The sequence below is a fragment of the Pseudoalteromonas sp. Xi13 genome (assembly GCF_003952205.1).
GTDB classification, from domain to species: Bacteria; Pseudomonadota; Gammaproteobacteria; order Enterobacterales; family Alteromonadaceae; genus Pseudoalteromonas; species Pseudoalteromonas atlantica.
In genome coordinates this window covers 2,205,484-2,228,672 of record NZ_CP034439.1, presented here as the reverse complement: position 1 = coordinate 2,228,672, position 23,189 = coordinate 2,205,484, and the positions used below count along the sequence as shown (strand labels likewise).

The 23,189-nt window shown below is 41.3% G+C and carries 20 protein-coding genes and 1 riboswitch; of the genes, 12 read left to right on the top strand and 8 right to left on the bottom strand.

Translation table 11 applies throughout. The annotated features are described in order from the left end of the window. Positions 1–128: 128 nt before the first annotated feature. Positions 129–1,442: a Na+/H+ antiporter NhaC family protein gene (locus tag EJ103_RS09980; RefSeq protein ID WP_004588096.1), complete on the bottom strand. Its 1,314-nt coding sequence runs from the start codon at positions 1,440–1,442 to the stop codon at positions 129–131. 339 nt (positions 1,443–1,781) lie between these two features. On the opposite strand from EJ103_RS09980, the gene dapB reads away from it, so the two are divergent. The 10 genes from dapB to EJ103_RS09930 all read left to right on the top strand — a co-directional run bounded on the left by dapB (position 1,782) and on the right by EJ103_RS09930 (position 13,861). Then, positions 1,782–2,579: a 4-hydroxy-tetrahydrodipicolinate reductase gene (dapB, locus tag EJ103_RS09975; protein ID WP_126007489.1), complete on the top strand. Its 798-nt coding sequence runs from the start codon at positions 1,782–1,784 to the stop codon at positions 2,577–2,579. A gap of 364 nt (positions 2,580–2,943) precedes the next feature. After that, positions 2,944–4,080, top strand: a complete 1,137-nt coding sequence (gene carA, locus EJ103_RS09970; protein ID WP_004588094.1) for a glutamine-hydrolyzing carbamoyl-phosphate synthase small subunit — start codon at positions 2,944–2,946, stop codon at positions 4,078–4,080. 16 nt (positions 4,081–4,096) lie between these two features. Further along, the gene (gene carB, locus EJ103_RS09965) at positions 4,097–7,315 is read left to right on the top strand and encodes a carbamoyl-phosphate synthase large subunit (protein WP_024033384.1); all 3,219 of its coding nucleotides are present in this window, start codon (positions 4,097–4,099) and stop codon (positions 7,313–7,315) included. Between the two features lie 46 nt (positions 7,316–7,361). Continuing rightward, positions 7,362–7,838 carry a transcription elongation factor GreA gene (gene greA / locus EJ103_RS09960; RefSeq protein ID WP_126007487.1) on the top strand — a complete coding sequence of 159 codons (477 nt, stop codon included), beginning with the start codon at positions 7,362–7,364 and terminating at the stop codon, positions 7,836–7,838. A 354-nt stretch (positions 7,839–8,192) separates the two neighbouring features. Next, entirely contained in the window at positions 8,193–9,251 is a 1,059-nt protein-coding gene (locus tag EJ103_RS09955; RefSeq protein ID WP_126007485.1) for a S66 peptidase family protein, read from the top strand. 67 nt (positions 9,252–9,318) lie between these two features. After that, a riboswitch (FMN riboswitch) is annotated at positions 9,319–9,500 on the top strand. Between the two features lie 224 nt (positions 9,501–9,724). Further along, on the top strand, positions 9,725–10,378 hold the full coding sequence (gene ribB, locus EJ103_RS09950) for a 3,4-dihydroxy-2-butanone-4-phosphate synthase (RefSeq protein WP_126007483.1): 654 nt from the start codon (positions 9,725–9,727) through the stop codon (positions 10,376–10,378). A gap of 189 nt (positions 10,379–10,567) precedes the next feature. Continuing rightward, a complete protein-coding gene (locus EJ103_RS09945; RefSeq protein WP_029774290.1) occupies positions 10,568–11,059 on the top strand; it encodes a cupin domain-containing protein in 492 nt (163 codons plus the stop codon). An 8-nt stretch (positions 11,060–11,067) separates the two neighbouring features. Beyond that, complete coding sequence (locus EJ103_RS09940) at positions 11,068–12,201, top strand: L-dopachrome tautomerase-related protein (protein ID WP_126007481.1); 1,134 nt, start codon at positions 11,068–11,070, stop codon at positions 12,199–12,201. A gap of 178 nt (positions 12,202–12,379) precedes the next feature. Further along, on the top strand, positions 12,380–13,012 hold the full coding sequence (gene grxB, locus EJ103_RS09935; protein WP_126007479.1) for a glutaredoxin 2: 633 nt from the start codon (positions 12,380–12,382) through the stop codon (positions 13,010–13,012). Positions 13,013–13,276: 264 nt separating this feature from the next. Beyond that, the gene (locus tag EJ103_RS09930) at positions 13,277–13,861 is read left to right on the top strand and encodes a class I SAM-dependent methyltransferase (protein ID WP_126007477.1); all 585 of its coding nucleotides are present in this window, start codon (positions 13,277–13,279) and stop codon (positions 13,859–13,861) included. 52 nt (positions 13,862–13,913) lie between these two features. Here the strand turns inward: EJ103_RS09930 and EJ103_RS09925 are convergent, their stop codons facing one another. The 4 genes from EJ103_RS09925 to EJ103_RS09910 all read right to left on the bottom strand — a co-directional run bounded on the left by EJ103_RS09925 (position 13,914) and on the right by EJ103_RS09910 (position 17,144). After that, positions 13,914–14,567: a nitroreductase family protein gene (locus EJ103_RS09925; RefSeq protein ID WP_054983121.1), complete on the bottom strand. Its 654-nt coding sequence runs from the start codon at positions 14,565–14,567 to the stop codon at positions 13,914–13,916. Positions 14,568–14,642: 75 nt separating this feature from the next. After that, positions 14,643–15,434, bottom strand: coding sequence for a glycine betaine ABC transporter substrate-binding protein (locus EJ103_RS09920; RefSeq protein WP_126007475.1), 792 nt, complete (start codon positions 15,432–15,434; stop codon positions 14,643–14,645). Further along, entirely contained in the window at positions 15,431–15,985 is a 555-nt protein-coding gene (locus EJ103_RS09915) for a thioredoxin family protein (protein WP_126007473.1), read from the bottom strand. The genes EJ103_RS09920 and EJ103_RS09915 overlap by 4 nt, the downstream gene beginning before the upstream one ends. Before the next feature lie 52 nt (positions 15,986–16,037). Next, positions 16,038–17,144 (bottom strand): L-dopachrome tautomerase-related protein, encoded by a 1,107-nt coding sequence (locus EJ103_RS09910; RefSeq protein ID WP_126007471.1) that lies wholly within the window; start codon positions 17,142–17,144, stop codon positions 16,038–16,040. A 456-nt stretch (positions 17,145–17,600) separates the two neighbouring features. Between EJ103_RS09910 and EJ103_RS09905 the strand changes: the two genes are divergently transcribed. Together EJ103_RS09905 and EJ103_RS09900 are read left to right on the top strand one after the other, a co-directional pair. Next, a complete protein-coding gene (locus EJ103_RS09905; RefSeq protein WP_054983125.1) occupies positions 17,601–18,536 on the top strand; it encodes a LysR family transcriptional regulator in 936 nt (311 codons plus the stop codon). A 13-nt stretch (positions 18,537–18,549) separates the two neighbouring features. Then, positions 18,550–18,894 (top strand): lactoylglutathione lyase, encoded by a 345-nt coding sequence (locus tag EJ103_RS09900; protein WP_126007469.1) that lies wholly within the window; start codon positions 18,550–18,552, stop codon positions 18,892–18,894. 46 nt (positions 18,895–18,940) lie between these two features. Here EJ103_RS09900 and EJ103_RS09895 read toward each other — a convergent pair whose 3' ends face one another. The 3 genes from EJ103_RS09895 to EJ103_RS09885 all read right to left on the bottom strand — a co-directional run bounded on the left by EJ103_RS09895 (position 18,941) and on the right by EJ103_RS09885 (position 23,027). Continuing rightward, complete coding sequence (locus EJ103_RS09895) at positions 18,941–19,831, bottom strand: dienelactone hydrolase family protein (RefSeq protein WP_126007467.1); 891 nt, start codon at positions 19,829–19,831, stop codon at positions 18,941–18,943. A 103-nt stretch (positions 19,832–19,934) separates the two neighbouring features. Next, entirely contained in the window at positions 19,935–20,891 is a 957-nt protein-coding gene (locus EJ103_RS09890; protein ID WP_126007465.1) for an alpha/beta hydrolase, read from the bottom strand. 339 nt (positions 20,892–21,230) lie between these two features. After that, entirely contained in the window at positions 21,231–23,027 is a 1,797-nt protein-coding gene (locus tag EJ103_RS09885) for a SulP family inorganic anion transporter (RefSeq protein ID WP_054983127.1), read from the bottom strand. Positions 23,028–23,189 lie beyond the last annotated feature (162 nt).

Below are 23,189 nucleotides of genomic sequence, written 5' to 3'. Positions count from 1 at the left end.
TATTTAACTATAACTTTAGTGACACGCGAAAGCGCGCATTATAGCACAAGGTATTGATTTGTAGATTATTATTTTAACATATGTTGCAGCTTATTTATTAAGCTGCAACATATGGTTTTGCACAAAATTCAGGCTTTATTGCGGCGCAAACAAATAACGGCAATGGCAGTAAAGGCTAAAATAAAGCAGTAGTAAGATGACGTTGATACTTCCCACGGGCTAATTTTAAACGTAGCACCTAACAGTAATGCTTGAGCACCATAGGGCAGTGAGCCTTGCGTAACACAAGCAAAAATATCGAGTAAACTTGCAGAGCGTTTACCACTTATTTCGCCATCATCAGCAAGTTTTTTAGCAATAGGGCCTGCAACAATAATGGATACCGTGTTATTGGCTATACACACGTTACTGGTTAATACCAACGCAGCTATACCTAGCTGATCAGCTACTTTGCGGTGCCACTTGGCAATCACTTTTGTAATGGCTTGAATTTTTTGTGCCAGAAAATCAAGGCCGCCGTTAATACGAATGAATTCAGATAAGCCACCAATAAACATAGAAAGTAAAAATATTTCCTGCATATCGGTAAAGCCTTTGTAAATATCTTTTACAAAGCTTGCGCCTTCGTAGCTGCCGGTAAAGCCCATTAGCGCAGCAAATACAATACCGCTAAATAGCACCACAAACACGTTCATACCGGCTACAGCCAATACTAAAATAAAGGCATAAGGCAGCACTAATAATAAATCAAAATCTTTAGTTTCTACAGCTTGTGGAGCAGGTGTTAAATAAAGCAGCAAAGCAATGGTTAATACGGCAGCAGGAACCGCTATTTTTAAGTTTTCTTTAAACTTGTCTTTCATTTCACAGCCTTGCGTACGCGTTGCAGCAATGGTTGTGTCTGAAATAATAGAAAGGTTATCACCAAACATTGCGCCCGATACTATAGTACCGGCCATTAGGGCAGGGTCGATGCCTGTTTTAACGGATACCGCATAAGCAATTGGCCCTATAGCACCAATGGTACCCATTGATGTACCCATTGCAGTAGAGACAACCGCAGCAATTAAAAATAGCCCAGGTAATAACAGCGACGGGGGAATAAGTGACAAGCCAGCGTTTACAACCGCATCCACACCACCGGTGGCACTTGCTACTGCCGAAAATGCACCAGCAAGTAAATAAATTAAACACATGGTAATAATGTTGTTGTGTCCTGCGCCTTTAATAAAGGTTTCAACACATTGGTTTACAGTGCCTTTGTTTAAAATAAAGGCAAGCATAATAGCGGGTAGTATAGCAACCGGCGCTGGGAGCTGGTAAAAAGCGTAATCAACCCCTTGCGATTGTAAATATAAACCTGAGCCTAAAAAAAGGGCTACAAAGGTAAGAAGGGGAAGCAAAGATAGAATTGCTTTGTTTTTATTAAATGTTGGCTGCATTTTATTCCTCATAACCAGTTAATATGACCACAGCCAAAACTCCTCTTTTAGCTGAATTTAGTAGATCACTCTTTAATTGAAAAGTAGATGACCACAGCGCCCGCAAGCCAAAGACCAAATCGACGCGAAAGAGAAGTTTAAATGTATAGATGGCTAAAGTAAACTGGTATTGTTATTATTATTTAATTAAGGGCTTACCTGACTATTGCACGACTTTTAGATAATATCTACCGGTGTGCGATTATATGTGGCTAATAATTGCTCAAAGCAAGTTTAGGTCGGCAAATTAGTCAGGGTACGCAACAACAGATCCAACTAAATCAGATTAAGGCAATAACAATGAATCGAATAGGTGTTTTTGGTGCTAACGGCAGAATGGGCTTAGCCCTATTAGAAGCCGCGACAATTAAAGAGCAAACACAACTTGGTGGTGCGTATGTTCGCAGCAGCTCATCGTTATTGGGTATTAATGTAAATCAAGTAAACAGTGCAGCCGACAAAGCCATTAGCTTTAGCGACGAGAGCAAGGTTGCTGATGTTGATGTACTTATCGACTTTACGTTACCTGCAGGTATGCGCAATCACTTAAAAACAGCGATGGATAAAAAACTGCCTATGGTTATAGGCACCACAGGTTTAACTAGCGAAGACATGGCATTATTAGAAAATGCTGCTAAACATATTCCTATTGTGTTTGCGCGTAACTACAGCGTTGGCGTTAATGTGCTACTTAACCTAGTGCAAACAGCAGCCACTAAATTTGGTGACGACCTAGATATAGAAGTTTTTGAAGCGCATCATCGTCATAAAATAGATGCGCCATCGGGCACAGCATTAGCCATTGGTGAATCTATTGCACAGGCTAAAGGGTGGGATCACGATGAAGTAGCGGTATACGACCGCAGCCAAGTAGAAACCGCAAAATCGCAAAATGAAATTGGCTATTCAGTACTAAGAGGCGGGGACATAGTAGGTGAACACACCGCCTATTTCGCAACTATGGGCGAAAGGCTTGAATTAACCCATAAAGCAAGTTCGCGAATGACCTTTGCATTAGGAGCTATAAGGGCTGCGCAGTGGTTACAAAATAAACCAGCAGGACTTTATGATATGCAAGATGTGCTAGATCTGAAGTAGTTTAGTTACTTTTTTAGCTGTTTGGGTCTATTTTTGCCTAAAGCGACTTATTTGTAGTATTTATCTAAATAACGTTAGACCTAAATAGCATCTTCATGTAGAATGCAGCCAATTTGCCAAAAATTACTAAATGCGTGTTTCCAATTATACCCAAGTGGCTAGTAAAACCAGGGGTTTCAGTGGGAATGAAAAGAGTTTTAGGCAAGAAAAATGATTGAAGGTTTAGCGTTTTATATCGGCATCATTTAAGACTGCGTAAAACAATTTAAGCTCACAAAAAAATCTGGTTTTGACGATCCCTCTGGGTATTGGCGGGGTGTTAAGCATTTGCTTACTCCCGTTTTTTACTGTTAGGAGGTTTAACTTGACTAAATCCGCTCTGTTAGTCCTAGAAGACGGCACAGTGTTTCGCGGTACTGCAATCGGCGCTGACGGCATGTCAGTCGGTGAAGTAGTATTCAATACGTCTATGACTGGTTATCAAGAAATTTTGACTGATCCATCATACGCGGAACAAATCGTAACTTTGACGTACCCACATATCGGCAATACGGGTACCAACAGCGAAGACGAAGAAGCGAATCAAATTTGGGCTAAAGGCCTAGTGATCCGTGATTTGCCACTGCTAGCAAGTAACTTTCGTAACGAGCAATCGTTAGATGATTACTTAAAACAACGTAATATTTTAGGTATTGCGGACATCGACACCAGAAAGCTTACCCGTATTTTGCGCGACAAAGGCGCACAAAACGGCTGTATTATTGCCGGTGACGAGTTAGACGAAAACAAAGCGTTACAAGCCGCGCAAACCTTCCCAGGTTTAAAAGGTATGGATTTAGCAAAAGTTGTCTCAACCAAGGAAAATTTTGAGTGGCGCGAATCAAGCTGGACATTAGGCCAAGGATTTAAAACCCTTAGCAGCGATGATGAAAAGTTTCATGTAGTAGCCTACGACTTCGGTGTTAAACGTAATATTTTACGTATGCTAGTTGATCGCGGTTGTAAATTAACCGTTGTACCAGCGCAAACCTCAGCCGCCGATGTACTTGCTTTAAACCCAGATGGTATCTTCTTATCTAATGGTCCTGGCGATCCCGAGCCATGTACTTACGCTATTGATGCAATTAAAACCTTTTTAGAAACCGACACACCAATTTTTGGTATTTGTTTAGGGCATCAATTATTAGCACTGGCCTCAGGTGCTAAAACAGTAAAAATGAAATTTGGCCACCACGGTGGTAACCACCCAGTAAAAGACTTAGACCGCGATGTAGTTATGATCACCGCACAAAACCACGGTTTTGCTGCCGATGAAGACACACTACCAAGTAACTTACGTGCCACGCACAAATCGTTATTTGATGGAACACTACAAGGTATTCATCGTACTGATAAGCCAGCGTTTAGCTTCCAAGGTCACCCAGAAGCAAGCCCAGGCCCGCACGATGCAGCCCCATTATTTGACCACTTCATCGACCTGATGCAAGCGCGTAATAACTAATTTAACTGGAGTAAAAATGCCAAAACGTACCGATTTAAAAAGCATTCTTATCTTAGGCGCAGGCCCAATTGTAATTGGTCAAGCTTGTGAATTTGATTACTCTGGTGCTCAAGCGTGTAAAGCACTTAGAGAAGAAGGCTTTAGAGTTATATTAGTTAACTCAAACCCAGCGACTATCATGACTGACCCAGAAATGGCCGATGCAACGTACATCGAGCCTATTCATTGGGAAGTGGTAGAAAAAATTATTGAAAAAGAAAAGCCAGATGCAGTACTACCAACAATGGGTGGTCAAACGGCATTAAACTGTGCACTTGATTTAGATAAGCACGGCGTACTGGCTAAACACGGCGTTGAGCTTATTGGCGCAACCGCCGATGCAATCGACAAAGCAGAGAACCGTGAACGTTTTGACGTAGCCATGAAAAACATTGGCCTTGAATGTCCACGTGCTGAAATTGCTCACTCTATGGATGAAGCACACGATACGCTAACACGTATTGGTTTTCCGTGTATTATTCGTCCTTCTTTCACTATGGGCGGCACCGGTGGCGGTGTGGCTTACAACATGGAAGAATTTAACGAAATCTGTGAGCGCGGCCTAGATTTATCACCAACAAGTGAGTTGTTGATTGATGAATCACTGATTGGCTGGAAAGAATATGAAATGGAAGTTGTTCGCGACAAAAAAGACAACTGTATCATTGTATGTTCTATCGAAAACTTTGACCCAATGGGTGTACACACTGGTGATTCAATCACCGTTGCACCAGCACAAACTTTAACCGACAAAGAATACCAATTAATGCGTAATGCCTCTATGGCGGTACTGCGTGAAATTGGTGTTGAAACCGGTGGTTCAAACGTACAGTTTGGTGTAAACCCTGATGATGGCCGTATGGTTATCATTGAGATGAACCCACGTGTATCTCGCTCATCAGCACTGGCATCTAAAGCAACGGGTTTCCCTATTGCTAAAATTGCCGCTAAGTTAGCAATTGGTTACACGTTAGATGAACTTCAAAACGACATTACAGGTGGTAAAACACCAGCGTCATTTGAGCCATCAATCGACTACGTAGTAACAAAAATTCCTCGCTTTAACTTTGAAAAATTTGCTGGCGCGAACGACCGCTTAACAACGCAAATGAAATCAGTGGGCGAAGTAATGGCGATTGGTCGTAACCAGCAAGAATCGTTACACAAAGCATTACGCGGTCTTGAAGTAGGCGCAACGGGCTTTAACCCAATTGTGGCACTTGATGACCCGAAAGCGCGCGAAAAAATCATCCGTGAACTACGCGAGCCAGGCGCTGAGCGTATTTGGTACATTGCCGATGCAATGCGCCACGGGATGAGCGTAGAAGAAGTATTTGAACTTACCAAAGTTGACCCTTGGTACTTAGTACAAATAGAAGACATTTTAAAAGACGAAGCTAAAATCGCTGAAGGTGGCATGGCCGGCTTAAATGCAGAGTTTTTACGTAAACTTAAGCGTAAAGGCTTCGCCGACCCACGTATTGCTGAAATTGCTGGTGTATCTGAAGCCGAAATTCGCAAAAAGCGTCATCAGTTAAACATTGTACCTGTGTACAAGCGTGTTGATACCTGTGCTGCCGAATTTAGCTCAGACACAGCTTACATGTACTCAACGTACGATGAAGAGTGTGAAGCGAACCCGTCAGACAAAGACAAAATCATGGTTATTGGCGGCGGTCCTAACCGTATCGGCCAAGGCATTGAGTTTGACTACTGTTGTGTACACGCAGCCCTTGCATTACGTGAAGACGGCTATGAGACCATCATGGTTAACTGTAACCCTGAAACGGTTTCTACAGATTACGATACCTCTGACCGTCTATTCTTTGAACCAATTACACTTGAAGACGTATTAGAAATTGTACGTGTTGAAAAACCAAAAGGTGTGATTGTACAGTACGGTGGCCAAACACCACTTAAACTAGCACGTGAACTTGAAGCGAATGGTGTGCCAGTAATTGGTACTTCACCAGATGCGATTGACCGCGCAGAAGACCGTGAGCGTTTCCAACAGTTAGTAGAGCGTCTTGATTTACTACAACCAGAAAACGCAACAGTTACATCAACTGAAGAAGCATTACTTAAATCAGGTGAAATTGGCTTCCCACTGGTTGTGCGTCCATCGTACGTACTGGGTGGCCGTGCAATGGAAATTGTTTACGATGAGCAAGACTTACGTCGTTACATGACCGAAGCGGTACAAGCTTCAAATGAAGCGCCGGTACTACTTGATCACTTCTTAGATAACGCAATCGAAGTGGACGTTGATGCAATTTGTGACGGCGAGCAAGTAATTATTGGCGGCATAATGGAGCACATTGAGCAAGCGGGTGTTCACTCGGGTGACTCAGCGTGTTCATTACCTGCACACTCTTTATCACAAGAAGTGCAAGATGTTATGCGCAAACAAGTAACCGATATGGCGCTTGAGCTTGGCGTAGTGGGCTTAATGAATACACAATTTGCTGTAAAAGATGGCAAAGTGTACTTAATTGAAGTGAATCCACGTGCGGCGCGTACTGTACCGTTTGTATCTAAAGCGACCGGTATTGCACTTGCAAAAGTAGCCGCGCGTTGTATGGCGGGTCAGTCTTTAGCAAGCCAAGGCATTACTAAAGAAGTAATTCCACCGTATTACAGCGTTAAAGAAGTTGTTTTACCGTTTGCTAAGTTCCAAGGTGTGGATCCTATCCGTGGCCCAGAGATGCGCTCTACAGGTGAAGTGATGGGTGTTGGCGATACTTTCGCCGAAGCGTTCGCAAAAGCACAATTAGGTGCAAGCAACACTTTACCACGCGGTGGTCGCGCGTTACTATCTGTACGTAACAGCGATAAGTCTCGTGTTGTAGAACTTGCTAAAACCATGACAGACCTTGGTTTTGAAATTGATGCAACAGGTGGCACAGCAGAGGCTTTAAAAGAGGCCGGTATTGAAGTACGCCGTGTAAACAAAGTATATGAAGGCCGCCCGCATATTCTTGATAACATCAAGAATAAAGAGTACAGCTATATCGTAAATACCACCGAAGGTCGCCAAGCGATCGAAGATTCGAAGGTGTTGCGTCGTGGTGCATTGCAAAACAAAACCAACTACACGACAACCTTGAACGCGGCATTTGCTAACTGTACTGCTAACCAAGCGGACGACCGTAGTAAAGTGACGTCAGTTCAAGAGCTACACCAGCGATTGAACTAAGGAAATGTACCAAGGCCACTAGGCCTTGGTGTTAAGTGAGAAAAGTATGCAATCAATTCCGATGACAGTTCGTGGCGCAGAGTTACTGCGCGAAGAGCTTAACGAATTAAAAACAGTTACCCGTCCTAAAATCGTAAATGATATTGCGATTGCACGTGAACATGGTGACTTAAAAGAAAACGCTGAATACCACGCTGCGCGTGAGCAACAGGGTTTTTGTGAAGGCCGTATTCAAGAAATTGAAGCTAAGCTTTCAAATGTGCAAATTATTGACGTAACTAAAATGCCTAATACAGGTAAAGTTATTTTTGGTACTACTGTCACTATTGTAAATGTAGAAACAGATGCCGAAGTGACCTACCGTATTGTGGGTGATGACGAAGCAGATATTAAAAGTAACTTAATTTCTGTTAACTCACCGATTGCGCGCGGTTTAATTGGTAAACAAACAGATGATGCTGTGACCATTAAAACGCCTAAAGGCGACGTTGAGTACGAAATCATTGACGTTGAGTATCTTTAATATTTAGCTCACAGTAATGTACTAGCAAAAACCGATGCAATTGCATCGGTTTTTTTATGCCTAAAAACTAGCTAATGCCAACTTACCCTCATAAACCGCATATATAACACCACCCCTCAAAATAGATTATTTAATTAAACGGATTGGCATTAGTAGATTGCTATAAAAAGCGCGCGCCATTACCCGTTAAAAAATTTATAAATAAAATGGTGACTGCATAAATGCTAAACACACTCTACGCTTATTCATATTGCATAAAGACTGTGCGTGTTGATATAGGTACATTCATATAGGTAATGTGTAAATGCATAACGGCTTTTACACAGTGGAATCACTTTATTAAAAGGAACATTCATGGCTAATATACTTTATCCAGCGCCTTTAAAAGTAGGCTCTAAAATTGCTATTTGCTCGCTTTCGTCGGGCTTAAAAGAAAAATACCATGCACGATTAGATAGAGTGATAGACGGTTTAAAACACCGTGGTTACGAGGTAGTAGAAGGGGAGTTTTTACGCCAAAATAAACCCCGCGATGAATTAGATGCAAAAGCGCATGCTAAGCAATTAATGGGCTTTTTGCTAGACGATGAGGTTGCCGCCATTATGCCGCCAATGGGCGGAGAGCTGGCAATGGAAATTTTGCCACTGCTCGATTTTAACGCCATAAAAGAGGCCAAACCTAAATGGCTGGTGGGCTTTTCTGATGTGAGCACAATTGCCTGTGCACTTACGGCTAAGTGCCAATGGGCAACACTTCATAGTGCCAACCTAATGCAGCTTCACCCTGATGAAACAAACCCCTACAGCTTACAAATTTTTGAAACCATTACCTACGAGTCGGGAAGTAAATTTGAGCAAGGACCTTCTGCTTATTATCAAAAAAATAAACCCAATTACGCACAAAACCCCGATGAGCTGCTAGCGCCAAGCGAGCCTACCCAGTGGCAGTGCCTCAATTACACCGATGAGCGCACAATAGAGATGTCTGGGCGCTTATTTGGCGGTTGCCTTGATACGGTAGGATTATTGCTGGATTCGCCATTTTTAGCATTGCACGACTTTAAAAAACACAGTGCGAACGAAGGGCTAATTTTATACCTAGAAAATTCAGAGCTTACCCCTACAACCGTGGCACGATTTTTACTGTCGCTCAAACTTGCCGGTGTATTTGATGATATTAACGGCCTTATTTTAGGGCGCAGCGAAATAACACAAAGTCATCACGATGCATTTGATTACCGCCATGCGCTAGATGTGGCATTGGGTGGGTGTTTATTCCCGGTAATAATAGATGCTGATATTGGCCATGTGCAGCCAAATTTAAACTTAGTTAATGGCGCAAAATGCTCACTCACGGCCGATATTAACCAAGGTAACGTACTCAATGCCTCACTAAACACTGAACTTATTTAACGTTTATTTTTGAATAACGTATAAATACACGCGTATAATGCGCAGGCCGTGAACAGATAAGTTCACGGTACATTCTCAGGGCGGGGTGAAATTCCCCACCGGCGGTATGTTTTACTCATTAGTTTTTGAATAAAACGAGCCCGCGAGCGCTTTATTTAATAATCGTTTTTTAATGTATTAAATAAAGGTCAAGCAGATCTGGTGAGATGCCAGAGCCGACGGTTATAGTCCGGATGAAAGAGAATATAGCTTGTAGCGTATGCAAACACGTGGCCTGTGGCTGCGTGTTTAATACCAATTCGCAATAATACTTAATCATTTTGAGCGACACGTTTTTCCAACCTCAAAATAAATCACTTAATTAAGCGGATTGGTATAAGCTGTTTAGTGGCAAAAAGTGCGCAATTTAGTTTGTGTGTTTTGCCATGCCTTTCAGTGTCCTGAATCTATTTATTTTTATGTGGAATATAATAATGATTCAGTCTTTACTTAGCCAATTTGGCGAAAGCCACACCCGCGTAGAAAGCGCCATAGCTGCTTTGCAGCAAGGCCAAGGCGTACTTGTTGTTGATGACGAGAACCGCGAAAACGAAGGTGATTTTGTTTTTTCTGCCGAGCATTTAACCACCCAACAAATGGCGGAAATGATCCGCGAAGGCAGCGGTATTGTGTGCCTGTGTATGGGCGATGAGCGTATTAAGCAGCTCGAGCTACCGCAAATGGTAACTCACAACACCAGCCAAAATAATACAGCCTACACAGTCACAATAGAGGCTAAACACGGTGTTACAACCGGCGTATCGGCAGCCGATCGAGTAACAACGATTAAAGCCGCCACAGCCGATAGCGCCAAACCCAGTGATTTATCGCGCCCAGGCCATGTATTTGGCTTAAAAGCACAAACAGGTGGGGTTTTAGTTCGCCGCGGCCACACCGAGGCATCTGTTGATTTAATGCAGCTGGCTGGTTTAAAACCGTTTGGGGTTATTTGTGAACTCACTAATCCTGATGGCACCATGGCGCGTTTACCACAGGTAAGTGATTATGCTAATAAACACAGCATGACAGTGGTAACGATTGAAGACTTAGTACAGTACATACAAATGCAAGAATTAAAGGTCAGTTAAGCGTTTTTAAGCATTACCTAAGTAAAACTCAGCTTTATTGCTGGGTTTTTATTTTGTAATAAGTAATTAATTACTCGTTTTTATTTGAAAATGTTTCTTACCTAGGCGGCTTTTTCAAAAATCCTAAGCCTGTAAACTTTGCCTAAATAGTCAGTGCAACCGCACACAGTTTATTATTTAGGTGAAACTATGAAAATTAACACGCTTTTACTAGCAACTGCTTTAACAAGCAGTGGCGTATGGGCAGCGCAAAGTAAACTTGAACAGCAAATAACGCCTGCACCCCAAATGGGCATAATGGATAGTTATAATCAGCACATTACCAACGCCCCTTTTTTACTTAATCTCGACAGCCAACCCAAAGAGCAAATGGGTCCATATTTAACACGTCAATATTTTCATGGTACGCAATCTACGTTTGTAAAATGGGTGGCTAAAAAAGGCGGCAAAGTACCGCTTCATAAACACCCGAATGAACAAGTGACGTGGATCATGTCAGGCGAGGCTAAAGTGTTTTCTGGTGGTAAACAATATCTTATGAAAGCGGGTGACATGATGGTGATACCGGCCAATGTACCGCACGAATTTCACTTTACCCAAGATACGGTAGATATTGATTTTTTTGCCCCAGCTCGACAAGACTGGATAGACGGCACAGCTAATTACATTAAGCAAAAGTAGGGCAAATTATGTTTTTAAATAAATCTAAATTAGGGCTAAGCGCTATAGCCTTGCTAATAAGTGCCTCGGCTTTTGCAAATGACACGGTACCCGCTGAGGTTTACGCACAAACCGACGGTGCTGTGGGCGGTATTACGTATACACAAAACAAGCGCTTTATTTTTAGTTATCACCCCTTTTATAACCCAAAAGTAAAGGTGGGGGAGCTTTTAAAAAGTGGTGAGGTAGTGCCATTTCCTAATGCGCAAATACAAACTCCTTATAAAAGTGATGGCAGCTTAAAAAATCCCGCTAACTATTTAAATTGGGTATTAGGGGTAAGGGCTGATGACAGAGGTAACGTTTGGATACTCGACTCAGGCCAGGCGCAGCCGCGTATTACGCCAAAGCTGATAGCATGGGATGCGCTAAACAATAAACTTAATAAAATTATTTATTTACCTAGCCCTATATCGGTTGCTCAATCTCAACTTAATGATTTAGCTATATCGAGCAAATACAATACATTGGTGATTGCTGATGAAGGTATTGCAGATGGCGGAAATGGCAAGCAAGCCGCCCTTATTATCGTTAATACTAAAACAGGTAAGAGCCGGCGAGTACTGCAAGGTCACGAAAGTGCATTACCCGATTACACAATGCCAATAATGATTGATGAAGGGACTGATAACCAAAAGCAACTTAATGCCTTTATTGGGGCCGATGGCATTGTGCTTGATAACGCGCAGCAATGGCTTTACTTTGCTCCGCTTAATAAAAAGTATGTTTACCGTATTAAAATGGCCGACATTGCTAACGAGCAATTAACCGATAAACAACTAGGCGAACGTGTAGAGCAATACGCACAAAAACCAGTAAACGGTGGTTTAAGTATTGATGCTGATGATAATTTATATTTAACCATAGTGGGTGAGCGTACTGTGGGTGTTATTGATGCCAAAACACGTACGTACCGTGATTACACGTACGATAAAAACATGATTTGGCCTGATGGTGTAAGCATTGGACCAGAGGGTTACATGTACACCGGCGCTGCGCAATTGCCGCTTTCGGCACAACTTAATAACGGCAATGCTCAAAATAAAGCACCTTATTATATATTTAGATTTAAACCTTTAGCTGAGGGCGTAATAGGGCGCTAACTATAATGTGTAAATTAAGCACGCCTTTATGGCGTGTTTTTTTATTTTATTTACTTTTTAAAGCGTGATTATCAATTTTTACAAGATAAAGTTTCAACCTAAATGCGGTTTTTCTGCGCTGACTATTTGGGTATCTTACGGGCATAGGTACTTACCCCGCTTTAGGCTTTAATTAATTATGAAACTATACAGTTACTCTCATTGTCCTTTTTGTGCGCGTGTTAAATATGTAGCAGGTAAATTAGGCATTAAGCTTGATGACGTTGTACTTGATTACGACGACACTGAAACACCAACAAAACTAATTGGTAAAAAAATGGTACCTATTCTTGAAAAAGATGACGGCACTGTTATGGGTGAAAGTAACGAAATTATTAGCCTGTTTATTGAACTTGCTGGCTCTAGCGAATCAAACAAGCCAACGCAAGGGGCTATTGAGTGGCAAGGTGGCTCGTTTGCGCCTTTATTGCAAATTGGTTTGCCGCGCTGGCCATTACTTGATTTAAAAGAGTTTAAAACAGAATCTAGCCGCATAGCGTGGGAAGATAACAAGCAATTAACAGAGCTTAACTTTGTAAACCTAATAGCATCAACTCCTGAGATCGTTTTACAAGTAAATGAATTTTTAATTGGCACCGAAAAACAGCTCAATATTAATAATGGTAAAACGTCATTAAGCTTGCTTGATAGCGCTATTTATTTTTCTATATTACGCGGTTTATATTGCGAGCCAACCATTACCTGGCCAGAGCAATTAAACCAATGGATGAACTATCAGGCATTAGAATCTCATGTGCCGTTATTAAGATAGCGAATACTGAAAAAGTTTTAACAGCCAGTACGACTCCCTTCGTATTGCCTTCTTTTGGCCGGTGACCTCGTCACTGGCTTTTTTTATTTAGCTCTGAAAATCACCCCTTTTAATCCAGCACTTAGCAGTGTGCGTGAGCATGGCTGCGTAGTATATTAATAACATTAAAAAATTAGTTACCTATTTACACTACATATTATTAGTGGAATTATTAAGCAGGCTTATTCAACGCTATGAATACGCAAAATAATACCAGGAGCTATTATGTGGGATGAAAGGTATAACACTCAGCAATACGCTTATGGCAAACAGCCAAACGATTTTTTAGCCGAGCACTATAAGCAATTACCTAAAGGCAATGTTATTAGCTTAGCCGAAGGTGAGGGGCGAAATGCGGTATTTTTAGCAAAAATGGGTTACAGCGTTACCGCGGTTGATGGCTCAAAAGTAGGGCTTGAAAAAGCGGCAAAGCTTGCCAAAGAGCACAACGTAAACATTGAGCTTGTACACGCCGATTTAGCGAAGTTTGATTTCGAAAAAGAAAAATGGGATGCAGTAGTGTCTATTTATTGCCCTTTACCAAGTGCCTTGCGTTCAGCGGTATATAAGCGCGCTGTTAAAGGTTTAAAGCCAGGTGGGGTGTTTTTACTTGAGGCCTATACGCCTGAGCAAGTAAATTATAATACCGGAGGCGGCCCAAGTGTCGATACTAAAACCTCAAAAAGCGACTTACAAGATGACTTAACCGAGCTTAGCTTTATACATTTAGAAGAGCTAAAGCGAGAAGTGTTTGAAGGCACATACCACACAGGTTTAGCGTCGGTACTGCAAGCTATTGCTAAAAAATAAAATGAATATAAAAGCTTAGCACTCATTAGCGCTAAGCTTTTTTAATAGGTTTTTATAAAACCTGAATAACTTGCTCTTTTGCTAAGCGAGATTTAGGTAACTTAGCGTTATAATCTTCAGTGTCATCGTGGTAGCCAAGTACCAATGCTACATCACAAATATAGCCATCGAGCTCTTGTTCAAACACTTCACCAATAAGCTGTGCATCTACACCTTCCATAGGTGTTGAATCAACGCCTAAGCGTGCTGCGGCGTGCATTGTGTTGCCCAGGGCAATGTAAGTTTGCGCTTTGGTCCACATTGCATTGTTGCCTTGCTCATCGGTATTCATATCAACAAAAGCAAACGCACCAAATGCTTGTTCGCGGTTTTCACTTTGAGTACGGCCATTTTTAATGTCTGCATCAATGACTTGTGCGTAGTCATCACGTTTATATTTAGGGTTGTAAGCAAATAAAATAACGTGCGATGCAGTTTTAATATGAGGCTGATTAAATTGAAATTTATTAGCAAACGTAGAGTGCATACGCTCTTTAGCTTCGTCTGATTCAATAACAATAAATTTCCACGGCTGCGAGTTAATAGATGAAGGAGAAAGACGCATAGCTTCGTAAATTACATCTAGATCATCTTGAGGAATACGCTTGGTTGTGTAGCGTTTAGTTGTATAACGTTTTTCTAAATCATTAATAATTGGATGGGTCATGGTTATCTCCGTTAAGTGGCTATTTTAGCCAAGTAGTGTCTATATTGAGCCTTTTTTAAAAAAACAAAGCACAAATTACTTTTTAATTGGATTGTTATTAAGCCAATTACGCGTTACGTCATCGAGTGGTTGTAAGTTTTTGCATACTTTATAGTCAAGCTCGGCAATGATCTCATTTGAAAAGCGTAATTTATCAAGGGTGTTTAACTGTGCTTGGTTAAACAGCGCTTGTTTATCTTCACGTAGGAGTAAAACAGCTCTATCAACAACGCCAAGTAACCCTTGTGGTTCTTTAAGCTCACGTATTGTGTGCTTGTAATGCAAAAATTGTGGCTTCCATAACGGTACTACGCACCAGGTTTGGGTGGCGACGGCGTTTTCAAACGCGCTAAAACAGTCATGCTCTGTGCCGGTTAAAAACTCATACCCTGCGCTCGTCAGCCCATATTCTTTCATCATATTAATAGAAAAACGGGTAATACCAGCACCGGCATTAATGCCCTGAATTGTTTTTTGCATTTTTAAAAGCACGTCTGGTTTTAACAAATCACTAATTTCGTTCACTGCACTTTGCGGTACGTAATCTGGTACGCCCCAGTGTGCATAAGGCTCATAATGTAAGCCAAGCTCAACGAGTGGCATAACTTGTTCAACATCGGCTTTATAAATACCGTGGCTTGAAGGTAGCCATGCTGAGGCGAGTAAATCTACTTCACCAGATTTAAGGTTTTTAAAGTTATCTTGATGCGGCGCATAAATACGCTCAACGTTAAAGCCCATATCAGTTAAAACATGGCTCACTAAAGAGGCCGTTACATGATGAAACGATAAATCGGTTACGCCCAATTTTAAATGTACTGTACTCATAATGAATTACTCCATTTTATAGAGCAGCCCATGCTGGGTGTTTGCTGCTCAGGACCTTTGCCTGTGGCCGCAATTTGGCGCATGGCATTAACTAACTCAGGAGTGCGATGTGCATCGTTATTCATTTTTGCATCGTCTAAGCGGCCACGGTATTGCAGTGCCCCATGTTTATTGAAACCAAAAAAATCAGGCGTGCAAACCGCGCCATACTGTTTGCCTACGCGTTGGTTTTCATCAACAAGGTAGGGAAACAAAAAGCCGTGCTGCTTAGCAAATTTTTCCATATTAGCTGGGGAGTCAGCAGGGACGCTTTTATAGTCGTTCGACATAATAGCTAACACATTTATACCTTCGTTTATTAATAACGCGGTATCTTCGCTTAAGCGCCTTGCAATACGTTGCACATAAGGGCAATGGTTACAAATAAACACGATTAACAAGGCGTTTTCGCCTAGGTTGTCGGCTAAGGTAAAAGGCTCGCCTTGCGGGGTTTTTAACGTAAAGTTGGGCGCTTGCCAGCCAAAGTCACAAATAGGGGTGTCGAGTAGCATAACTTAACTCCTAAAAAGCCAGCGGGTATGGCTGGCTTATAAAAATAATTAATTATTTTTGATTAAAGCGAAAACGCGTTAATACGTAAGGTGGTTTTGCATTACCAAAGCCTTGGCTAAATGCAGGGTGCTGGTGGAGCTGATCTTGTGTTACATAAATCCAACCATTGCTCACTGCTAGGCTATCAGGCCATGATAATCGTTTGTCTTGAACAATTATTTCGTAGTGGCCTTTAGTTGTTAAGCCAATGGCATTGTTTTCAAGGTCGGTTACTAAAATACCGCCGCCTGGCGCGTAGGTCATGCCATCGCTTGGGTTTTTAGGGCCAAACACTTCAATGCTTTTTGCTTTTTTAGCATCTGAATACGTACTATTAGCAAGTGTTTTTGCTGGAATGCGATACACGCTAGTGCCTGTAAATGCGCCAAAGTATACCCATTCGTTTTTATCATCAATAGTAATTGGGTTTAAACCAAAACGTAGGTTTGTTGTTTCACCTTTTGCTGATTTAGACGCAACAGGAGAGGCTTCGATGACAATATCGCGCTCCTCTGGCATTAGCTTTGCATTGCCCTCAAGTACACGCGTTGATTCGCCGGTTTTTAAATCAACAACAATAAACGCAGGTTTAGTGGCGCCCATAAAGTTACCGAAAGACATATCGGCAATGTAAATTTTGTCGTTACGTTCATCAATAACAAAGTCTTGTAAAAACGAGTTATCAAGAACAGCGTCTTTATTTAATTCAATGGTATTAACTAAGGTGTTGGCAACGCTGTCCCAGGCAATTAGTTTTGGAGCTACTTGCTCGCTGCCCATGTCTAGAATCCACACCACACCTTTGCTGTCGCTATGTACGCCAATTACGGCTGCAAGGCCTACTTTGCCAAGCTCGGGGCCGTCAGCCCAATCTTCGTTAGGGAAAGGTTGTTGAGCACCGTTTGCCATAATTTCAACTACTCGCGTTTTTGGTGCATCAAGCGGATGCATGCTTACAATCATTCGCCCTGCAGGTGTTATAGTTATACCTGCGCCGCGATATTTATTAAAAGTAGTCACCGTTTCAAGGGGGCCAACGTCTGCTGCATAGGCGCTTGAAAAAGCACTTGCGGCTAATGACAGGGTTGCTATTGCTAAGGTGGTTTTTAATCGTTTCATACTGTGATACCCGTTATGCTAAAAATTAGAGTAAAGCGATTTTAATAGCCTAAATGACTTCGCTTGCGATGAGGTGAATAATAGGTGAGAATTTTTATGTAATAAACAGGGTAATAATTGAATCTTTATCAAATAATATTAGTTAATTAAAAGGGTGAGCGCTCGCTTTAAACAAATTTGCTTTTTAAACATACTATTAATGCCCAAAAGCTGGGTTTACTAATAAACGCCCTAAAGATTGTCCTAATTTAATAAATAGTGGTTAGTGACTAGCTGTTGGGTACAGTGTAATATTAGCCTTTATATTGATAAACCGCGCAATAGATAAGCATTGTCAAATATAAATAGACAAAAAATCACTTTTTGATTGCTCAATACACTGTAAGCAAACCTAAAGCGCTTAATTTTGCCAAAAATAATAATTAAATTATTAAGTTGATAATGGATTAATACACAATGCTTTTAGAAGACTTACAGGTAATTTTAAAAGTGGCAGAGTTTAAAAGTATTACTGCTGCAGCATCAAATTTAGATATGCGCACCGCCACAGCAAGTGCTGCTGTTAAAAGGGTAGAGCAGGCTTTAGGTTTTGAACTATTTATACGCACCACTCGCCATTTAAGGCTTTCTGCAGCCGGCGAGCGTTACATTCCGCAATGCCAGCAAGCAATGGCAATGCTTGAACAAGCCAAAAATACACTTAAAAGCGATGACGATATAATTGATGGCGAGCTGCGTATTGCGCTTTCTTCTGATTTAGGGCGCAACATTGTGATCCCCTGGCTTGACGAGTTCATGCAAACCCACACTCAGCTCAGCTTGCGCGCCAATATAAGCGACAGTAATATCGACTTTTATCGTGACTCGGTCGACATTGCACTGCGTTATGGTAAACCTAACGATGCCAGCATGTACGGTTTTAAAATCTGCGACGTACCGCGTATTTTATGCGCAGCACAAAGCTACCTTGATACACATGGCACGCCTGCTCATCCACATGATTTAACTGAACATAAAGGGCTGTTTTATCAACTGCAAGATATAATTAAAGATGTATGGGTATTTAGCGATGCAAGCGAAGAGTTTAAAGTAAAATTGCACGGTGGCCATGCGGCTAACGATGGCGATTTAGTAAGGCGCTGGTGTGTGTCGGGCAAGGGGCTGGCGGTTAAATCGTGCTTAGATATGTCTAATGACTTACTTGCCGGTAATGTCATAAGTGTTATGCCAAACTTTAAACCCACGCCTACAGAGCTTTGGTTGGTGTGCCCAAGTAGGCAGTCAATCACTCCGGCAGTGCGCTTACTTCGCGATGCCTTTAGAGAAAAAAGCGCCGGTATTTTAAAAGCCCTTATTGCAAAAGGGATTATTGATAAAAGCGTGCTTGGCTAATGAAGGACTGATAATGCAAGTTGATGATATTAGAGTGTTTGTACCGTGTAAAAATTATCAGGAATCGCGCGACTTTTATCAGGCGCTTGGCTTTACTATTGAGCCTGCATCAGCTGATTTAAGCATAGCAACATCAGGTGAATGTAGTTTGTTTTTACAACGTTACTACAACCAAGAATTTGCTGAAAATTTAATGCTGCAAGTGTGCGTATTAAACATAAACGAAGCCTTTAACACCATTAGTAAGTTAACTCACTTTGATATTCGCTTTGAAGGGATAAAACAAGAGCCGTGGGGTAAAGTGATTTATTTATGGGGACCATCTGGTGAGCTTTTACACATTACAGAGCTAAATTAACTAAAAAAAATGCCACCCATTTCAAGCTGGTGGCATTACCTTATTGTTAACTTAGTTTTTCATTAAAAAACGCTAAGGTACGCTGCCAAGCAAGTTCTGCTTTTTGCTCATCATAACGCCCAGTAGAGTCGTTATGGAAACCATGATTAGCGCCTTCGTACATGTGCATAATGTACTCAACATTGTTAGCTTTTAAGCTTTTTTCATAATCAGGCCATGTAGCGTTAACGCGTTTATCAAGCTCACCTAATTGAATCATTAAAGGCGCTTTTATATTTTTGTGCAGTGACTCACTGGCAGGTGTGCCATAAAAAGGCACGCCCGCGCTCAGTAAGCCACTCTCAACCGCCGCTAAGTAATTAACAATATAACCACCAAAACAAAAGCCTACAGCTCCCAGTTTGCCGTTACTATTAGAATGATTTTTTAAAAAGTGAGCCCCAGCTACAAAATCGTTTTGAATTTTAGCTCTGTCCATGGTTTTTTGCATGGCGCGGCCTTCATCGTCATTGCCCGGGTAGCCACCAAGCGCAAAGAGTGCGTCGGGTGCAAAGGCAATAAAGCCTTTTTTGGCTAAGCGCCTTGCTACATCTTTAATATATGGGTTTAAACCACGGTTTTCGTGAATAACTAATACAACCGGTAGTTTACCTTCAATTTTGCTAGGTACTGCTAAGTAGCCTTTGCCTTTACCATGCCCGTTTGGCGAATCAAATTCTTCGTAGGTGGCTTTAATATCATCATCGTTAAATGATACTTGCTCTGCAAACGCATAATTAGGTAACAGGGCACTGGTTAGTACGCTCATTGAAAAACCAAGTGCAGCTAACCCACCTAGTTTTTTCATAAATGTACGTCGGTCCATTAAACCGTGGGCGTATTCGTCGTACCAATCAAAGGCTTCTTGCGGGATATGATCTGATTGCGGGGTATTCATGGCTGCTCCTTAACTTTACTATGTATATTTATTATTTAAATACCATAACGTATTAGGGATAAAAAACGAGCAATATTTTTCTCAATTATTAGGACTGTTGAAGTTATCCGTCAAGCAAGCAAAGGAGCACATTCCTTTGCTGTGTGGAAATTAAAGAAACCATTTCAATGTGATTTAAATCTTTTACCTCATACATGCTCACTTTTGAGTTGTTAAGAGTAAGCAACCTATTATATGGACTCACTTTGTCTGTATTACTTGAAAAGATGTAAGTTTGCCTAGCATGCGGGGTCTTATTTAGATTATTTAATATATCGAGTTTAGTAAGAGGTACTTCACTTTTTTCAATTATCTTAGCCGCGACTTCGCTTAAATAATCATCGCCTAATAGTTTGCTATAAATAGGGTGTGATAAGTTAGCAATTGTGTTTAGTGCGGCCTCAAAATTAATCATTGGGGCATAAAGTATATGCTTACTAATGTTCAGCTTAGATGCCAACTCAACTCCCGCAATTGCGCCCATTGAGTAACTAATTAAGGAAATATCAGTGTAGTTTTCTTTATTTACATAATTGACTAGCACATCAAGCGAGTTTAAACCAAATCTAAACTTCTCGTATTGATTACTTGCAGGCATCACTATCACATTTTTTCCAGTGACATGGCTAAGCCATCTTGCTTGCATGGTGTAAATCAAGCTGTCTACGCCATACCCCGGAAAGATGATTAAAAGCCCGCTATTATGGTTGTTTGGTAAATTATCTGAAGTAAGTTGGTATTCAAAAACCTCATCTTCAGTGCTTCCTTCAACAATCAAACTTAACGAAAGTGTATTACCATCGAGTAGGTAGCTTTCGATATCCTTAGGTGAGATAAACCTAAAATCAAGACAATCTACTTCGCTGCTACAGTAATGGGTTTGTACTCCAGATAAAGCGATAGAGCTCTCAAATTCTTTAGGGAGAACTTTCTGCGGAGGCTTAGTTATTTGATAAGCAATATAGCTCTGGCACCCGCTTAAAAAAATAACTAAAGAAATAATCAGTATGTATAAGCGCATTAAAGTCCCTTTAATTTTCAAGCTAAAATTTTTTGATTAATTAATGCCTGACTTCCTTTCATCTTCGCCTATCAAAAAGTCGAGCCCTACAAATGTGAACGATATAGCAATGAAGCCAAATAGCATTAAGTTACGGTTATTCTTTTTAAACCAAGTGTGGTTAACACAGCAAAAACAATAAATAGAATAAGTTGTAAAAGTGGCATAGTTACATCCTTTTATGCGTGGGTGTCCATATACGTGCTTAACTTACCAGCTTAAAATAATTTAAACAATTGACTTAAAAATAAAAAGCTCGGGAAATTCCGAGCTTTTTTAGTGAGTTACCTAAGAGATGTGTTACGCCATAGCGTCGTTGGCTACAGGGTATTTAGGGTCTTCAACAATGTTAACCTCAACTAAATCACCGGCTTTTTGTAATAACTTGGCAGACTCTGGGCTCAAATGGCGCAAACACAACGTTTTATCTAATGCTTTATAACGCTCACTTAAACCATGTATGGCTTCAATACCTGATTGGTCGCACACTCTGGCATTGGCAAAATCTATACACACTTTTTGTGGGTCGTTATATGGATTAAATCCTTCTTTAAACGAGGTTATTGAGCCAAAAAATAGATTACCCGTTACTTGATAGGTTTTTTCGCTTTGCGATTCATCACTACATTGAATACGGATTTCTTTTGCAGAGTTCCATGCATAAACCAAGGCAGAAATAACAATACCTATGCCTACGGCTACGGCTAAATCGAGCAATACGGTAACGGTAGATACCACAATAATGATAAATATTTCAGACTTTGGAACACGGCCAAATAAGCGCAAAGATGACCACTCAAACGTAGCAATAACCACCATAAACATAACGCCAATTAAAGATGCCACCGGTATCATTTCAATTAAGCTTGGAAAAAACAAAATAAATACCAGCATAAATAAAGCGGTAGCAATACCTGCAGCACGCCCTCGTCCGCCTGAGTTTAAACAGACCATGCTTTGGCCAATCATGGCGCAGCCACACATGCCACCAAATAAACCGCTTAAAATATTGCCCGAGCCTTGCGCTACGGACTCACGATTACCTTGCCCGCGGGTTTGTGTTATTTCATCAATAAGCGAAAGCGTCATAAGGGTTTCTATTAGCCCCACAGATGACAAAATAAGCGCAAGCATGAGCACGGTAATAAGTGCATCGAGCGATTCGCTATTGGTTAAATCCCAACTAATTTGCGGAAAGTGAAAACTCGGTAATGCACCTTTTAAACTGCCATCAAGTGGGTCGATGGTGTCTTTTAAGCCCTCAGCTACTTTTTGCGCTTCGTTTTCTTGCCATTTAGCCGTAATTTGGGCATCTGTTGGGCGCTCAAGCGCAATATTTTGCGCCACTTCGCTGTATTGCCCATGAGGTACTTGATTTTTTATAGCTGCAAAGTTTTCAGTAATGATCTCTTTTTCAATCATTGAAGTACGCTGCGTGTGCACAACATCGCTAACAAGTTTTGACTCAAGTGGCGTAAAGGTGACCAGCGCTGTACATACTGCTATTGCAGCAAGAGGGGCAGGAATTGCTTTAGTATAGCGCGGTAAAAAATACACAATTGCCATGGTTAACGCAATTAGCCCCATCATGGTAAGCATAGCTGGGCTGGTTAGTTGCATCCAATCGCCTGCGTAGGTAAACATATCGTGTTGCTTATCGTAAACTACGCGAACGTTTTCTTTAAATTGGCCAAATTGCGCCATACCAATCACAATAGCTAAGCCATTTACAAAGCCAAGCATTACAGGGTGAGGTAACAGCCTAATAAATTTGCCCATTTTAAAAGCGCCAAACACAACTTGTAGCACACCGGTTAATACCACGGCGGCCAGCAAGTACTCTAGCCCAAACATAATAATAAAGGCGGTGGTGACTACAGCCATAGAGCCAGCAGCACCCGAAATCATACCTGGGCGGCCGCCAAACACGGCGGTAATAAAGCCAACAAAAAACGAGCCATAAAGCCCCATCATTGGGTCAATTCCCGCTACAAAGGTAAACGCAACAGCTTCGGGAATGAGCGTAAGCACAGCGGTTAAGCCGGCTAATACATCATTTTTTAAATTAGCGCTGCGTTTGCTTATTAAATCAAACATAGGGTTCCTTAGGGTGCATAAATAAACTAGATGCCATAGCGCTTTAAGCGGATAGCAGTATGTTTAGGTGTTTTAAATTAATTATTAGAGCTAAGTGGAGGGCACTTAACTGACAAGCGGCTCAAAACCATTGCGGTGTGAGCTTAATGCTAAGCAATAAAA

Coding starts and splice junctions, on each gene's coding strand:
- EJ103_RS09940 (WP_126007481.1), top strand. CDS start 11,068: ATGTTTTTAAATAAATCTAAATTAGGGCTAAGCGCTATAGCCTTGCTA.
- EJ103_RS09920 (WP_126007475.1), bottom strand. CDS start 15,434: ATGAGTACAGTACATTTAAAATTGGGCGTAACCGATTTATCGTTTCAT.
- EJ103_RS09980 (WP_004588096.1), bottom strand. CDS start 1,442: ATGCAGCCAACATTTAATAAAAACAAAGCAATTCTATCTTTGCTTCCC.
- EJ103_RS09930 (WP_126007477.1), top strand. CDS start 13,277: ATGTGGGATGAAAGGTATAACACTCAGCAATACGCTTATGGCAAACAG.
- EJ103_RS09885 (WP_054983127.1), bottom strand. CDS start 23,027: ATGTTTGATTTAATAAGCAAACGCAGCGCTAATTTAAAAAATGATGTA.
- EJ103_RS09905 (WP_054983125.1), top strand. CDS start 17,601: ATGCTTTTAGAAGACTTACAGGTAATTTTAAAAGTGGCAGAGTTTAAA.
- carB (WP_024033384.1), top strand. CDS start 4,097: ATGCCAAAACGTACCGATTTAAAAAGCATTCTTATCTTAGGCGCAGGC.
- EJ103_RS09945 (WP_029774290.1), top strand. CDS start 10,568: ATGAAAATTAACACGCTTTTACTAGCAACTGCTTTAACAAGCAGTGGC.
- EJ103_RS09890 (WP_126007465.1), bottom strand. CDS start 20,891: ATGCGCTTATACATACTGATTATTTCTTTAGTTATTTTTTTAAGCGGG.
- EJ103_RS09900 (WP_126007469.1), top strand. CDS start 18,550: ATGCAAGTTGATGATATTAGAGTGTTTGTACCGTGTAAAAATTATCAG.
- grxB (WP_126007479.1), top strand. CDS start 12,380: ATGAAACTATACAGTTACTCTCATTGTCCTTTTTGTGCGCGTGTTAAA.
- dapB (WP_126007489.1), top strand. CDS start 1,782: ATGAATCGAATAGGTGTTTTTGGTGCTAACGGCAGAATGGGCTTAGCC.
- EJ103_RS09955 (WP_126007485.1), top strand. CDS start 8,193: ATGGCTAATATACTTTATCCAGCGCCTTTAAAAGTAGGCTCTAAAATT.
- EJ103_RS09915 (WP_126007473.1), bottom strand. CDS start 15,985: ATGCTACTCGACACCCCTATTTGTGACTTTGGCTGGCAAGCGCCCAAC.
- EJ103_RS09910 (WP_126007471.1), bottom strand. CDS start 17,144: ATGAAACGATTAAAAACCACCTTAGCAATAGCAACCCTGTCATTAGCC.
- EJ103_RS09895 (WP_126007467.1), bottom strand. CDS start 19,831: ATGAATACCCCGCAATCAGATCATATCCCGCAAGAAGCCTTTGATTGG.
- EJ103_RS09925 (WP_054983121.1), bottom strand. CDS start 14,567: ATGACCCATCCAATTATTAATGATTTAGAAAAACGTTATACAACTAAA.
- ribB (WP_126007483.1), top strand. CDS start 9,725: ATGATTCAGTCTTTACTTAGCCAATTTGGCGAAAGCCACACCCGCGTA.
- greA (WP_126007487.1), top strand. CDS start 7,362: ATGCAATCAATTCCGATGACAGTTCGTGGCGCAGAGTTACTGCGCGAA.